This is a genomic window from Microcoleus sp. bin38.metabat.b11b12b14.051, assembly GCF_013299165.1.
Taxonomy (GTDB): Bacteria; Cyanobacteriota; Cyanobacteriia; order Cyanobacteriales; family Microcoleaceae; genus Microcoleus.
Genome location: NZ_JAAFKD010000004.1, coordinates 78,757 through 91,564, shown reverse-complemented (window position 1 = coordinate 91,564; position 12,808 = coordinate 78,757). Strand labels below are relative to the sequence as shown.

Annotated in this window: 14 protein-coding genes; 7 read left to right on the top strand and 7 right to left on the bottom strand. The window is 47.3% G+C overall.

Features of this window, described 5'->3' with window-relative positions:
- The first annotated feature begins 391 nt into the window (after positions 1–391).
- Together QZW47_RS06440 and QZW47_RS06435 are read left to right on the top strand one after the other, a co-directional pair.
- A complete protein-coding gene (locus tag QZW47_RS06440; RefSeq protein ID WP_293125230.1) occupies positions 392–1,150 on the top strand; it encodes a MinD/ParA family protein in 759 nt (252 codons plus the stop codon).
- Between the two features lie 209 nt (positions 1,151–1,359).
- The gene (locus tag QZW47_RS06435) at positions 1,360–1,485 is read left to right on the top strand and encodes a photosystem II protein Y (RefSeq protein ID WP_293125228.1); all 126 of its coding nucleotides are present in this window, start codon (positions 1,360–1,362) and stop codon (positions 1,483–1,485) included.
- 150 nt (positions 1,486–1,635) lie between these two features.
- On the opposite strand, the gene QZW47_RS06430 is transcribed toward QZW47_RS06435, so the two are convergent.
- On the bottom strand, positions 1,636–1,842 hold the full coding sequence (locus QZW47_RS06430) for a hypothetical protein (protein ID WP_293125226.1): 207 nt from the start codon (positions 1,840–1,842) through the stop codon (positions 1,636–1,638).
- Between the two features lie 88 nt (positions 1,843–1,930).
- Between QZW47_RS06430 and malQ the strand changes: the two genes are divergently transcribed.
- On the top strand, positions 1,931–3,439 hold the full coding sequence (malQ, locus tag QZW47_RS06425) for a 4-alpha-glucanotransferase (protein ID WP_293125224.1): 1,509 nt from the start codon (positions 1,931–1,933) through the stop codon (positions 3,437–3,439).
- 123 nt (positions 3,440–3,562) lie between these two features.
- Here the strand turns inward: malQ and QZW47_RS06420 are convergent, their stop codons facing one another.
- Both QZW47_RS06420 and QZW47_RS06415 read right to left on the bottom strand, forming a co-directional pair.
- On the bottom strand, positions 3,563–4,435 hold the full coding sequence (locus QZW47_RS06420) for a RodZ domain-containing protein (protein WP_293125222.1): 873 nt from the start codon (positions 4,433–4,435) through the stop codon (positions 3,563–3,565).
- Complete coding sequence (locus QZW47_RS06415; RefSeq protein ID WP_293125624.1) at positions 4,432–5,226, bottom strand: pseudouridine synthase; 795 nt, start codon at positions 5,224–5,226, stop codon at positions 4,432–4,434. Before QZW47_RS06415 ends, QZW47_RS06420 begins: the two co-directional genes overlap by 4 nt.
- A 429-nt stretch (positions 5,227–5,655) precedes the next feature.
- Here QZW47_RS06415 and QZW47_RS06410 point away from each other — a divergent pair, with 429 nt between their 5' ends.
- Entirely contained in the window at positions 5,656–6,447 is a 792-nt protein-coding gene (locus QZW47_RS06410; protein WP_293125220.1) for a DUF2993 domain-containing protein, read from the top strand.
- A 29-nt stretch (positions 6,448–6,476) separates the two neighbouring features.
- Here QZW47_RS06410 and QZW47_RS06405 read toward each other — a convergent pair whose 3' ends face one another.
- From QZW47_RS06405 to QZW47_RS06390, 4 genes are all read right to left on the bottom strand, one after another.
- On the bottom strand, positions 6,477–7,385 hold the full coding sequence (locus QZW47_RS06405) for a phosphatidate cytidylyltransferase (RefSeq protein WP_293125218.1): 909 nt from the start codon (positions 7,383–7,385) through the stop codon (positions 6,477–6,479).
- Between the two features lie 134 nt (positions 7,386–7,519).
- Positions 7,520–7,714, bottom strand: a complete 195-nt coding sequence (locus QZW47_RS06400; protein WP_293125216.1) for a hypothetical protein — start codon at positions 7,712–7,714, stop codon at positions 7,520–7,522.
- A gap of 145 nt (positions 7,715–7,859) precedes the next feature.
- A complete protein-coding gene (gene cbiT, locus QZW47_RS06395) occupies positions 7,860–8,453 on the bottom strand; it encodes a precorrin-6Y C5,15-methyltransferase subunit CbiT (RefSeq protein ID WP_293125214.1) in 594 nt (197 codons plus the stop codon).
- A 104-nt stretch (positions 8,454–8,557) separates the two neighbouring features.
- Positions 8,558–10,135, bottom strand: a complete 1,578-nt coding sequence (locus tag QZW47_RS06390) for an aminotransferase class I/II-fold pyridoxal phosphate-dependent enzyme (RefSeq protein WP_293125212.1) — start codon at positions 10,133–10,135, stop codon at positions 8,558–8,560.
- Between the two features lie 460 nt (positions 10,136–10,595).
- On the opposite strand from QZW47_RS06390, the gene QZW47_RS06385 reads away from it, so the two are divergent.
- From QZW47_RS06385 to QZW47_RS06375, 3 genes are all read left to right on the top strand, one after another.
- Positions 10,596–10,850, top strand: a complete 255-nt coding sequence (locus QZW47_RS06385; protein WP_293125210.1) for a gamma-aminobutyric acid A receptor, epsilon-like protein — start codon at positions 10,596–10,598, stop codon at positions 10,848–10,850.
- Between the two features lie 352 nt (positions 10,851–11,202).
- A complete protein-coding gene (ychF, locus tag QZW47_RS06380) occupies positions 11,203–12,294 on the top strand; it encodes a redox-regulated ATPase YchF (protein ID WP_293125208.1) in 1,092 nt (363 codons plus the stop codon).
- Between the two features lie 20 nt (positions 12,295–12,314).
- A complete protein-coding gene (locus QZW47_RS06375; protein WP_293125206.1) occupies positions 12,315–12,671 on the top strand; it encodes a phage holin family protein in 357 nt (118 codons plus the stop codon).
- Positions 12,672–12,808 lie beyond the last annotated feature (137 nt).

Below are 12,808 nucleotides of genomic sequence, written 5' to 3'. Positions count from 1 at the left end.
AAACTACTGTACCATCTATCTCTAGATGAAGAAGGTTGTTAAAATTACTTTTAGTTGTAAAATATAGTTTTATTAGGTTCTGATTAATTCCGCAATTATTGAGTCTGATTGATACCCTGCGGAATCTGCTCCGGAGGCTCGCACCTATAGAGCAATAGACTGGGGTGAAGAAATTCCTGAAGGTACAACGATGATGTGAAAAATAGATGCGGAGATTGCTTAGCCCTTGCGGGTTATCTTGGGACAAAAAGGTTAACAATCGCGTCTTGACCTAGAGAGGACATAAATCATCAATCGGTCTCTATAAAAGTAAGGCCTAATACAGAACTTCAAAGTCAATCAATGACTAGACTTAAATAGATAATTGTTCAATCTTTGCAATACGCATATCATGTCTAAAATCATTTCTGTCCACTCTTACCGGGGTGGAACTGGCAAATCGAACACGACTGCAAACCTGGCATCTATTATTGCTCGCGGCGGAAATCGGGTCGCCATTGTAGACACAGACATTCAATCACCCGGGATTCACGTGCTGTTCGGTTTCAGCGAGAGCAACATGGATCGCTGTCTGAACGATTACCTGTGGGGGCGGTGTCCGATCGCGGATACGGCCTACGATGTGAGTTCGCTGCTGCCCAAATTAGCCACCAACGGCACCCTCTACCTGATTCCTTCGAGCATTAAAGCAGGAGAGATAGCGCGAGTTTTGCGCGAAGGCTACGACGTGGGGCTGCTTACCGACGGCTTTCAAGAACTGATCGACGCTCTCGACTTGGACTACCTATTTATCGACACCCACCCGGGGCTCAACGAAGAAACTCTGCTGAGCATTACGATTTCCGACATCCTGCTGCTGATTCTGCGTCCGGATCAGCAAGATTTTCAGGGAACGGCTGTCACGGTAGATGTGGCGCGCAAATTAGAAGTTCCCAAGATTTTGATGACGATCAATAAAGCTCCAGAGTCTCTGGATTTCGATGATTTGAAGCAGCAAGTAGAGAGTATTTACAATATCCCAGTGGCGGGGGTGCTCCCCCACAGCGACAAGATGATGCTGCTGGCGAGCAAGGGGGTGTTTGCGCTCCACTTCCCTAACGATCCTCTAACTCAGGTCGTCGAAGGGATTGCCAGACAGATTGTGGGATAATGGGTGTCGCCAGAGGCTCCACTGGCCCTCCCCGCGGGTTTCCATCAGCTCAATTCCAGCAGCCCGCTGTCCTCCTGCGTATCCGGCGGATGCTGTGGAGAAACTTGGTCGGCGGCGACAATATTTGCTTAAAGAGTCAGGAGAATAGCGACAAAATGAGATACAAATAGATTATGAGAATTTGTTAAAAAACTTTAGGAGGATAACTCATGGATTTTGACTTCCGCATACTGATAGTATTGATGCCCGTCTTGTTAGCGGGCGGCTGGGCAGCTTACAACGTCGGCGCTGTAGCTATCAAACAAGTGCAGAAAATGTTGAACAAGCAAGCTTAAACTCAGCCTCTTCACCGCTAATTTCGCAGCCGACTGTTTCTGGAGATACAAAAACAGTCGGCATCTTTGTGCGCGGGGGGCGATCGCTCCGATCGCCTTGAGTTTGCCCCGGAGAGTGCAATTTACGACTGGAGGCAGATCAGGCCACAGCTAGAGAAAAGTTATAAATAAACTTGCCCACCAACCATTGTGCGATCGATCGAAATATTTAGTATCCAGGCAATTGCCTGCGTGGGGCAAGTCCCTAATTGGAAAGCTCGGTGTTTGGCGATCGGCATTTGTGATGAGATTTTGATACAAATATTTAGCAAGCAAGTTCCGCAAAAAATATGAGACAATCGCAAAAGTATTGGCCATAACAATCGCCCTACAAACTGCGAAGTTTAACCTGTAGGGAACATCGGTCAAATTGTCAATGTTTAACTCCTATATCTTTAGATAGATTATGCTTTTTCCCCGAGCTAGCGGCATTTTACTTCACCCGACATCTTTTCCCAGCCGATTTGGCGTAGGGGATATGGGAATAGAAGCATATCGTTTTATTGACTTTTTAGTAGAGAGCGACCAGCAATACTGGCAGATATTGCCGCTGGGCCCGACAGGATACGGCAATTCTCCTTATTCTTGCTATTCAGCAATGGCAGGAAACCCGCTGCTGCTGAGTCCGGAAATCCTGCGGGACGAGCAATTGCTCAGCGATGAAGATTTAGATCGTTCGCCGGAATTTCCCCTCGATACAGTAGAATTCGATCGCGCGATCGCTCATAAAATACCCCTGCTTAAAAAAGCCTGCGAAAACTTCAAAGCCAAAGCATCGCCGGTGCAGCAAAGAGAATACTCAGCTTTTTGTGACAGCAAAGCCAGTTGGCTGGAAGATTATGCCTTATTTATGGCACTAAAAGACAGCTTCAACGGCAGTAGCTGGCACACTTGGGAACCAGAAATTGCCCGACGCCAACCCGAGGCGCTAGAAAAATGGCGGCAGCAGCTACATACTGAGATTTATTACTACAAATACGTCCAGTTCGAGTTTTTCCGTCAGTGGACAGAATTGAAACGCTATGCGAATCTGCGCGAGATTAAAATTATTGGCGACATTCCGATTTATGTAGCTCACGACAGCGCTGATGTGTGGTCGCATCCTGAGTTATTTTGCTTGGACGAAGCAAGTGGAGAACCAGCTTTAATGGCAGGTGTTCCCCCGGATTACTTCAGTTCCACAGGTCAATTGTGGGGCAATCCCGTATACAATTGGGAGGCTTTGGAAGCAACTAATTTTCAGTGGTGGGTGCAGCGTTTTGAGGCGATTTTCGCTTATGTAGACGTGACTCGGATCGACCACTTTAGAGGATTTGATGCTTACTGGGCGGTGAAGCGCGGGCAGGAAACTGCGATCGATGGAGAGTGGATTAATGCGCCGGGAACGGCTTTGTTTGAGGTTATTAACGAGAAGTTCGGCAACTTGCCGATTATTGCTGAAGATTTGGGGGTAATTACTCCGGAAGTGGAAGCTTTGCGCGATCGGTTCGAGTTTCCGGGAATGAAGATTTTGCAGTTTGCTTTCGGCGCTGGGCCAGGCGATCCTTTTTTGCCTTTCAATTATGTTCGTAACTGCGTAGTTTACACGGGCACTCACGACAACGACACGACTGTTGGCTGGTTCAATCAACTGCAAAACTACGAAAGAGATGAGGTTTTGCGTTATTTGGGCTGCATCGAACCCCAAGGCATTCACTGGTCTTTAATCCGCATGGGTTGGTTTTCTATTGCTAATTTGGCAATTGTTCCCTATCAAGATTTGTTGGGTTTGGATACCGACGCGCGGATGAATTTTCCGGGGAAAGCAGACGGAAATTGGGGCTGGCGCTATCGCCGGGAAGCTTTGAATTGGGATGTGCGCGATCGGCTCAAAACAATGACTTACATTTGCGGGCGCACACCTCAAAAAAATTGAACAAAAATCGGTAATGGGTAATGGGTAATAGGTAATCAGTCAGTCAAGACAGACATTGTAATTAAAAGCTGTGCACTGTCAGCGATTACCGATTACCGATCGCCCATTACCAATTAACCTTCATTATTTGGGCTTGGCGGTCGGCTTGATTTCGTCTGCTTTAAAAACAACTTCTTTGGCGACTCCCGGGGCTCCGAGCTGTTCGGGTTGTCCGTTATTAACAGCAACCATCACCCCGCCCGCGTTGCCAGCTACAACTACCAATTGCTTTTCGGCTTGCCAGGTGCGGACAGTTCCTGAAGGTAAAGTTCCCTCAAACTCTGTTTTACCATCGACTTCAATCTGCATCCAGGATTCGGCTTTAAAAGTGACGTTAACCATTACTGGTTTATTACCAAATTTACCTGCATTTTCACCGCTTCTTGCTGCTTCCACAGCGGTGTAGCTATCTGGTTTCTGATTTTTTGAGGCGCTCGACCCCTCAGCAATTAAACGAGCTTGTTCTTGTTGCTGAAGCGCTAGTTCTTTGGTTCCTGCACCGTTTTTTGCAGTCACAGAACCGCCCATTAACTGAGATAAGGCATTGACTGAACAAATAATTAGAAATGTGTAAAAAAGATAAAGGTGCATCGGCCGCAACTGAGGCAGATTTAGCCCGGATAGCTTGGCGGACGATCGCGTTGGCGGTTCGAGCGGGAAAAAGTCAGCAAACTGAGCTCCGTCCAAACCCATTGCTTCGGCGTACCGTTTAATCAAACCCTGAGTGTAGACTGGTTCGGGGAGTTGGTCGAGTTTACCGTCTTCAATGGCTTGCAGCAGATTCCGCCGAATCATTGTTACCACAGCTACTTTGTCCAAAGAAATCGACTGCTGTTCCCGGTACTCTCGGAGTTTAGAGCCAATTTCAGCTAATTTTTTCTCAGGTGATTCTGGCTCTTGGGAATGCAGTTTCTGCTTAGTTTTGTTGAAGAATAAAAACAATAAATTCTTTGTCATATGCTGTGCTTTTGGGGATTCACTGGCACGCTTATTGATGTTAGGTTGACTAGATTCCATAAAAAAATAATTTCTGAATCTTCTAGGGGTCGGTAGCAGCCTGGTGGCAATATTGGCCTCGCTGGCGGCTGCAATTCAATCGGGCCAATGGCTGTGCGGTGCAGGCGCACCACGGGATATCCCAACTGTTCGGCGGTGCGCCGAATCTGTCGGTTTCTCCCTTCTGATAGAATTACTTCTAACAGAGTTTGGTCTCCGGTACGAGAAAGAACTCTAACTTTCGCGGGCAATGTTTTTCTACCGGACAAGATAATGCCCTGACGCCACGCTTGCAGTACCGGTTCCGGGGGATCGCCGAGCACCCAAACTTGATAAGTTTTGGCGATCGAGTGACGCGGATGGGTCAAACAAAATGTCAGCTTACCATCATTGGTGAGCAAGAGTGCGCCTGTGGAATCTGCATCTAAGCGTCCTACGGGGTGGATGCCTTGACCAGATCGCAATTTGGGCGGCAGGAAGTCAAGAACCTTCGAGCGAGCTCTGGGATCGCTGCAAGTAGAAACTACACCTGCGGGTTTGTTGAGCAACAGATAGACACAAGCGGGTCGATCCGTTGGTTTGACTGGGATGCCATCGACTTCGATGAGATCGCGATCGGGATTTGCTTTTTGCCCTAAAAGAGCAATATTGCCATTAATTCGGACTCGTCCAGCTAAAATCATCTGTTCTGCTAGACGGCGAGAAGCAATGCCCCACTGGGCGAGGATTTTTTGCAGCCTTTCATCAGACATGACGGGAGTGTGGAAACCGCCAACAAAGAGCGGTGGGGGGAGGAAATACGACACGGTTAATGGATTAACCGATGCTGCCAATGTTCAATTCCTGGTTGGGAATAAATTCTAATGCTTGCTAACCAATCGTTACAGGGCGTTGCGCCTGGTGAAGATTGTCGTTATGCCATAACCCTGAATGTTGTGCAAAAACTACGAGGAAAATACTCGCGGCAGGCTATTGCCTGCACCGTTGGTTTGTTGCTGGTTTGAGATGTGTTGGTCTGACCCGACCATGAACCAACACTACCATAAAACCGGTACTGGTGGTTAATTTTATACGCTCGATCGCGAAATTGACCTCGGGATCGCACAACTGGCCAACTTAGGAGAGATCCTTGGTTAAATTTCTGTGTTTGAATATTAAGGTTTGTAATTTTCAAATTGTTTATGACTGTCGATCGCAACTCTGTGTTATTTGACAATATAGCTAGCACTGCCAGCTCTTCTGGGAGTGCCAATCTTGACGAGGACGGGGGGACACCGCCGCCGAACCCAGGCAGCCGGATCGCGAGTTCGGTGCTGTCTCCGGCGGTGCAGTTGTTGCTGCGATCGCAAGTTCAGCAAGTTGACGAGTTGAAGGTGAAAATTGAGGGGAGCGATCGACAAATTTTCAGCGGTACTATCCCCAAAGTAACGGCCGCCGCTCGCGGTGCTGTGTATAAAGGATTACACTTAACAGAAGTTGCCATAGAGGGCTGCGGCATTCGCATTAACCTCGGTCAAGCTCTCAAAGGCAAACCGCTGCGCCTGCTCGAATCGGTTCCCGTGGCAGGCGTTTTGAGGCTCAGTCAAGCCGATTTGAATGCGTCGCTGAAAGCGCCTTTGCTGGCTGATGCTTTGAGTGAATTTTTGCTGCCAATGCTGCCGCTGGCTGATAGCGAAAAGTCGCTAAAGTTGCAAAATTCGCAGATAAAAATTGAACAGGGAAAGTTGACACTTTCGGCGAGTATTTTGCGCGCTGGCGGTACGCAAATTCCTTTGGTATTGCGGACTGGTTTGCGGATTTCCAGCGGTCGCGAATTGATGTTTCAAGCACCGGAAATCGAAATCGATCGAGAATTAAAGAGCAGTGATTTCAATGATTTTCAAATTGATTTCGGGCCGGAAGTCGAGATTGAGGAGTTAATTTTGAGTCTGGGGGAGATTGTTTGTCGGGGCTCAATTAGAGTTTTGCCTTAGCCGGAACTCCTCCAATTCGATCGCGCTTGTCAAAAGAAAGACTCGATCGCGGGCAATAGCAAAGTCACAAAATAGTAGACTAAGGGTGCGGTAAAAACATAACTGTCCGTGCGATCGAGAATGCCGCCGTGACCGGGGATCAACTGTCCCGAATCCTTAACACCGGCGTCTCGTTTCATCATCGACTCAGTTAAATCTCCCAACAAGCTAGCAACGCCAATCAACAGACCAAAAGCAGCGCCACTATAGGGCCAACCCGGCCATTGTAAATACCAAGACCCGGCGACGGCCACGGCGATGCTGCCGCAAACTCCAAATACGGCACCTTCAACGGTTTTTTTGGGGCTGATGTGGGAGAGGCTAGTGCGGCCGAAGAATTTGCCGACAAAATAAGCGCCAATGTCCGCAGCCCAGATGCAGAGGAAAGCCAGCAGCAGCGAAGTAAATCCTAGAGATATGTTGCTGGAACTTGTCCAAGACTGGGACGAGTAAATATTAACGGGCGCGTTGCTTGCTACTAATTGCGAAAATTGGGTTGTAGCCAGATTGGCTGGATCGAGGCCGACTCGCAGCCGTACCCAATAGCTGGGCAAATAACCGCCGTAGAACAATCCTAAAATTGAGGAGGCAATATCGGCGATCGTCGATAATTTAGGTTGGAACAACAGGTAGAAACAGATTAATGTTCCGGCGAGGGGGAACATGGCGTCTACGAGTTGCGGTGCTAAGGCGGCAGTAATCAGCAAGCCTTGACTGACAACTAAGGTAGTTTTGGCAGCGGGTGCAATGCCTTTAGCCCGGGCTAATTGAAAATATTCCAATTGACCTAGGTAGACGATGACGCCAAAGCCCAGGGTGAAGTACCATCCCCCCATAATAATCATTCCTAAAGCAAGGACGATCGCAACTATTCCACTCAGGATACGAGACCAAGGCATAAAATGAATTCTCACAGCAGACGGCGGGTCAGTCGATTTTAGATTTTAGATTTTAGATTTTAGATTCACAAGGGCAGATGAATCTGGGAGGTTGAACTCTTAGTCTAAAATTGTGGTTTTGGGTACGGGTCAGTCTATTTGAGATTTCGGATGCAAGGATTGTTAAGGTACGGGTTTCTCGCTTGCACAGCCAACCGCATCCCCAACTGGCGCTCCAAAATTTCAACTCGGGCGATCGCTCCAGCTACGATCGACCTTATTCTAAGTATGAACGTTAAGCGAACGTAAAAAAGGTTAAGAATTACATTTAGTATTGAGTTCTGAGTCATCCAAATACTTCAAGCCCAGACGAGGATCTTTGATGGGGTGTGGCACTATCTAAGTCTAATGACTAATGACCAATGCCCAATCCCAATGCCCAATGCCCAATGCCCCATGCCCCATGCCCAATGCCCAATGCCCAATGCCCCATGACTAATCGAGCTTTTCGCCGCTGAGAATAAAGATGGGATTGACGGCGGCAAAGATTTGACTCAGGCCCCGAGTCTCCAAGCGGTTGACGGCGGACTGGACTACCTCGATGTTGCGAACTTGCAACTCGGCGAAGCTTTCGGAAAGCGCGTAAAGATTCTCTAAATTCGATGCTGTGGCGACAACTCTACCTTTGGGCCGCAAGTACCGCCAGACTTCCTTGAGAATCATTTTAATGGGGCGCCCTCCTTCGATGCAGACTCGGTGGGGGGGTTCGGGGAGGTTTTCGAGGCATTCTGGGGCGCTACCTTCTATAACTTCTACGTTTTTGAGATCGAATCGATCGCAATTTCGGCGAATCAAGCTTGCGACTTCTTCGTCCCTTTCTACGGCGATAATCCGACCTTTGGGACACAGCAAACCTGTCTCTACGGCGATCGTACCAGTACCTGCACCGATGTCCCACACCACTGAATCTGCTTGCAGCCGCAGGTGGGACAGTAACAGCAGTCGGACTTCTCGCTTACTCATGGGAATTCCCGGTAAACGTTCAAATAAATCGTCTGGGATACCAGGAGTGACGTAGGGCCAAAGCATAGTTTTATTTGAGATTTGAGATTTGAGATTTTAGATTGAAGCAAGATCGAAGTTGGAAGTCAGGCAGAAGTAGAAATTCTCCGTATTTCCTCAAGTCTTAATATTTACTGTCGCACAACCCTGAGAGTTTGGAGGCGGGGATCGCTGCAACCTGTGATTTTGCCCCCGGCTGCAATGATATGTTGCAGGTAGTCAAGGGCTTGTGGCGTAATGATTTCACCGGGCATCAAAACAGGTATTCCTGGGGGATAAGGACAGATGATATCGGCGCTGAGTCGATCGACCGCTTTGTCTATTGCTACGGTTTCCGCTGCGGAAAAGAAGGCCTCGCGGGGGGAGAGTGGGGGAGTGGAAAATCGGGGCAAGGAGAGAATCTCGTCTTCTTTCTGACTTCTTCCATCTAAGTGAGATGTTGCACCATTTTCAAGAACAGGCAAGATGCCTGTTCCACAAAGAGTGAATTTGATTGTGGGGTGGGCATCTTGCCCGCCCATAAAAGACTTATTGACAATTGTGTCAGATGTGACTTTTAAAAGAGTACAAGCTTGAATGAGATTATCAATATCTGTTTCTGTATTTCCCAAACTGATAATAAATGTCAGATGTTGCGGCATTGGTAATTCTGCGGTGACTCCGAGTTCGGAGTGTAAAATTTCATCAGCCGCAAATCCTGTAATTCCTAAATCGGATACTTTTACTGTTAACCTTGTTCTGTCTAATGCTACAAAACCGGGCGTATTTAATGGTTCTAAAACTGATAAGCCGGGAATTTGACTAATGTGCGATCGCGCTTTTTCTGCTAAATGTAAAGTTTGCGCCATTAACTCCTTGCCTTGGAGGGCGATTTGTTGGCGGGCGGCGTCTAATGATGCTAATAATAAGTAGCTGGGACTGGTGGATTGTACTAGCTGCAATGCTCGATCGAGTTTTTGGATATCTAGACGATCGCCCTTGAGATGCAACATCGATGCTTGAGTCATGGCACCGAGGGTTTTGTGGATTGATTGTACTGTTAAATCTGCCCCTGCTGATAGAGCCGGTTCTGGCAAGTTGGGGTGGAAGTTAAAGTGCGCGCCGTGGGCTTCGTCTACTAATAAGGGTATGTTGTATTGATTGGTAATTTTGGCGATCGCCCGCAAATCCCCACAAACGCCGTGATAGGTTGGGTAGACGACCATTACTGCTTTCGCGTCGGGATGTTGTTCTAAGGCTGCTGCTGTGGCTTCTGGGGTGATGCTGTTGGCAATATCCCAAGTGCGATCGTACTCTGGATCAACAAAAATCGGCATTGCGCCGGATAAAATTAAGCCGGAAATTGCCGATGAGTGGATATTTCGAGGCAAGATAATTTTATCGCCTGTGCCGCAAGTCGCGACAATGGCGGCGATAATTCCGCAAGTCGAACCGTTGGCTAAAAAGCGAGTTGAGTCTGCTCCAAATGCTTGGGCTGCTAACTCTTGAGCTTGAGCAATTGCACCTTCTGGATTGAAGAGATTGTCTAATTCCGGCAATTCCGGCAAATCGGAACGAAATACGGCGGCACCGAATAAGTCAACTAGCTGTTGAGAGATTCCTTGTCCGCGTTTGTGTCCGGGGGCGTAGAATGGTGCGTGATGGTGATTTGTGCGATCGCGCAGGGCATCTAATAGAGGAGTTTGTTGTTGAGAGTTGGCTTGTGACACGATCGATCTTGATTGCTGTATTTGATCTGCGATTTACGCGCGAGTGGTGAGAAACCGGGTTTTTTTGCGAAAATACTGCATCTACACCTTTAATTTCGATAAAAACCCGGTTTCTTTGGTATTGATGCGCCCTGCACTGTGATATTTAGCTTAATGCTTAAGGCATAATTTCAGGCAGACGTAACAGTAAATTATCGCTATTTAGATAGATGTGTCAGGCGCTATTTTGATTTTAATATAATAGAATGCTTCATAAATGTTTGATTGAGAGTTCAACCGCAGATGAAGGCAGATAGACGCAGATAGACGCAGATAGACGCAGATAAATTTAAGGTGTTTTTCAAGTCTGTCAACTCTAATTAACCAATACCACAAATCGGTTGTTTTTGTTTTAAAAGATAGCTGGAATTGGCGGCCAATTGTTTTTGAAACATCCCTATTAGCTGAGCACAAAACTAACATGATTTTTCCTAACCCTAGTCCGTTTCCAGGCCCGCAAATTCCCGGTACTGAACCGGGATTGCCGGAGATTCCTGCATCGCCACCGGTGCCGGGCCCTGGGCTGGTACCGGAACCGATTCCTGGCCCCGTACCGGAACCGGTTCCTGCACCAATTCCGCAGCCAATTCCTGAACCGGTGCCGGAAACTGTACCTTCTCCGATTCCTCAAACAGTTCCGGGGCCTATTCCTCAGACAATCCCTGAACCAATCTAATAATATTTTAGATTTGGGATTTTGGATTTTAGATTGGGGATGAGTGACTGGATATGAGTTTGGATCTTCCCTACAGTTGCACTATGTGGGGAAAGTAGCCCGCAGTGAAGTTTAACAGAATTTGTAAGGTCGATCGCCCAAACCGAGTTTCTGGCAAGTCCCCAATTTGTGGATAAATAAGGGACAGGGACAGGTTTCGGGCGATCGCTTTTTTGTGTAGCCACTTGTGAACCGTTAAGCCATCTACCTAAAGTTAGACATTTAGGCGAGCACAGGCTTGAAATTTGGGCAGCTTGTCCGATATATTGCGGATACTTATGATATTTTGAAACAGTGATATTTCTAAATAGCTATGCTTACCGCCGGAATTGTCGGACTGCCTAATGTTGGCAAATCTACTCTGTTTAATGCTTTGGTGGCTAATGCCAAGGCGACTGCTGCTAATTTTCCTTTTTGTACGATCGAGCCAAATACGGGTATCGTGGCAGTACCCGACGAACGGTTGAAGGTGCTGAGCAATATTTCCAATTCTGTGCAAACTGTGCCGACGCGGATGGAGTTTGTCGATATTGCAGGTTTGGTGAAGGGTGCGAGTCAGGGCGAAGGGCTGGGAAATCAGTTTTTGTCTCACATTCGGGCTGTAGATGCGATCGTCCACGTTGTCCGCTGTTTTGACAATGATGATATCATTCACGTTTCGGGTTCTGTCGATCCCCAGCGAGATATTGACATTATCAATCTCGAACTGATTTTAGCAGATTTGGCTCAAATTGAACGCAGACTCGATCGCACTCGCAAACAAGCCCGCAACAACAAGGAAGCTCAAGCAGAAGTGAACGTGCTTGAAAAGTTAGTTGTGGTTTTGAATGCCGAAAAACCAGTACGCCAATCGAGTTTAACTGACGAAGAAGCAGAATTAGTTAAAGGTTTAGAATTATTAACAAACAAGCCGATTATCTATGCGGCGAACGTATCAGAAGACGATTTGGGAACCGGAAATAGCTATGTCGAACAAGTCCGGGAAATAGCAGCCAAAGAAAATGCTAAGGTTGTCATAGTTTCGGCGCAAGTCGAGTCAGAATTGGTAGAACTACCAGAGGAAGAACGAGCAGATTTCTTAGAATCTCTGGGGGTGACTGAAGGTGGCTTAAAATCTTTGATTCGAGCTACTTACGAATTATTGGGTTTGCGGACTTATTTCACTAGCGGGCCAAAGGAAACTCGCGCTTGGACGATTATCGCAGGAATGTTAGCACCGCAAGCTGCGGGGGTGATTCACTCTGATTTTGAGCGGGGTTTCATCCGGGCCGAAACTGTAGCTTATGAAGATTTGGTGGCTACCGGCGCGATGAATGCGGCTAAGGAAAAAGGCTTACTTCGCAGTGAAGGAAAAGAGTATGTTGTACAAGAGGGGGATGTGTTGTTGTTCCGATTTAATGTTTAGGTTTTTAAGGAGATAAGCAGATGGATATCGTTTCACTGGCAATTGCTTGGCTGGTAACTTCTGTGAGCTTTTTTATTATTTCCAAGTTGCCCATCGGGGTGGACATTGACGGGTTTCAAAAGGCGATGGTTTCGGCGGCGGTTTTTGGATTGCTGAATGCTGTGGTGCGACCGATTTTTATGATGTTTAGTTTCCCAGCTTTGTTGATAACTTTTGGTTTGTTTATGATTGTTATCAACACTGCTATCTTTGGATTGGCGGCTTGGCTAGTTGATGGGTTTCGCTTGCGCTGGGGAATTTGGAGTGCTTTGTTGGGTGCTCTAGCCCTAAGTTTTATTAACTCTTTTCTCTACAGCATTTTACCTAATCTTCGCTAGGGAAAGCGGAAGGGGCGGGTCGATCTATCTGGTTAGCTTTGGCAAGTATTTCCTGGTAAAACCCGCTTCTACTGCAAATATTTTCGGTGAAAATTGCCTTTAAGGTATTTGCTGGTTGGGATTTGGGTCGATTTAGT

Excerpts from the sequence above, each read along its gene's own strand:
- QZW47_RS06440 (WP_293125230.1), top strand. The coding sequence starts at position 392 with ATGTCTAAAATCATTTCTGTCCACTCTTACCGGGGTGGAACTGGCAAA.
- QZW47_RS06435 (WP_293125228.1), top strand. The coding sequence starts at position 1,360 with ATGGATTTTGACTTCCGCATACTGATAGTATTGATGCCCGTCTTGTTA.
- QZW47_RS06430 (WP_293125226.1), bottom strand. The coding sequence starts at position 1,842 with ATGGCCAATACTTTTGCGATTGTCTCATATTTTTTGCGGAACTTGCTT.
- malQ (WP_293125224.1), top strand. The coding sequence starts at position 1,931 with ATGCTTTTTCCCCGAGCTAGCGGCATTTTACTTCACCCGACATCTTTT.
- QZW47_RS06420 (WP_293125222.1), bottom strand. The coding sequence starts at position 4,435 with ATGACAAAGAATTTATTGTTTTTATTCTTCAACAAAACTAAGCAGAAA.
- QZW47_RS06415 (WP_293125624.1), bottom strand. The coding sequence starts at position 5,226 with ATGTCTGATGAAAGGCTGCAAAAAATCCTCGCCCAGTGGGGCATTGCT.
- QZW47_RS06410 (WP_293125220.1), top strand. The coding sequence starts at position 5,656 with ATGACTGTCGATCGCAACTCTGTGTTATTTGACAATATAGCTAGCACT.
- QZW47_RS06405 (WP_293125218.1), bottom strand. The coding sequence starts at position 7,385 with ATGCCTTGGTCTCGTATCCTGAGTGGAATAGTTGCGATCGTCCTTGCT.
- QZW47_RS06400 (WP_293125216.1), bottom strand. The coding sequence starts at position 7,714 with ATGACTCAGAACTCAATACTAAATGTAATTCTTAACCTTTTTTACGTT.
- cbiT (WP_293125214.1), bottom strand. The coding sequence starts at position 8,453 with ATGCTTTGGCCCTACGTCACTCCTGGTATCCCAGACGATTTATTTGAA.
- QZW47_RS06385 (WP_293125210.1), top strand. The coding sequence starts at position 10,596 with ATGATTTTTCCTAACCCTAGTCCGTTTCCAGGCCCGCAAATTCCCGGT.
- ychF (WP_293125208.1), top strand. The coding sequence starts at position 11,203 with ATGCTTACCGCCGGAATTGTCGGACTGCCTAATGTTGGCAAATCTACT.
- QZW47_RS06375 (WP_293125206.1), top strand. The coding sequence starts at position 12,315 with ATGGATATCGTTTCACTGGCAATTGCTTGGCTGGTAACTTCTGTGAGC.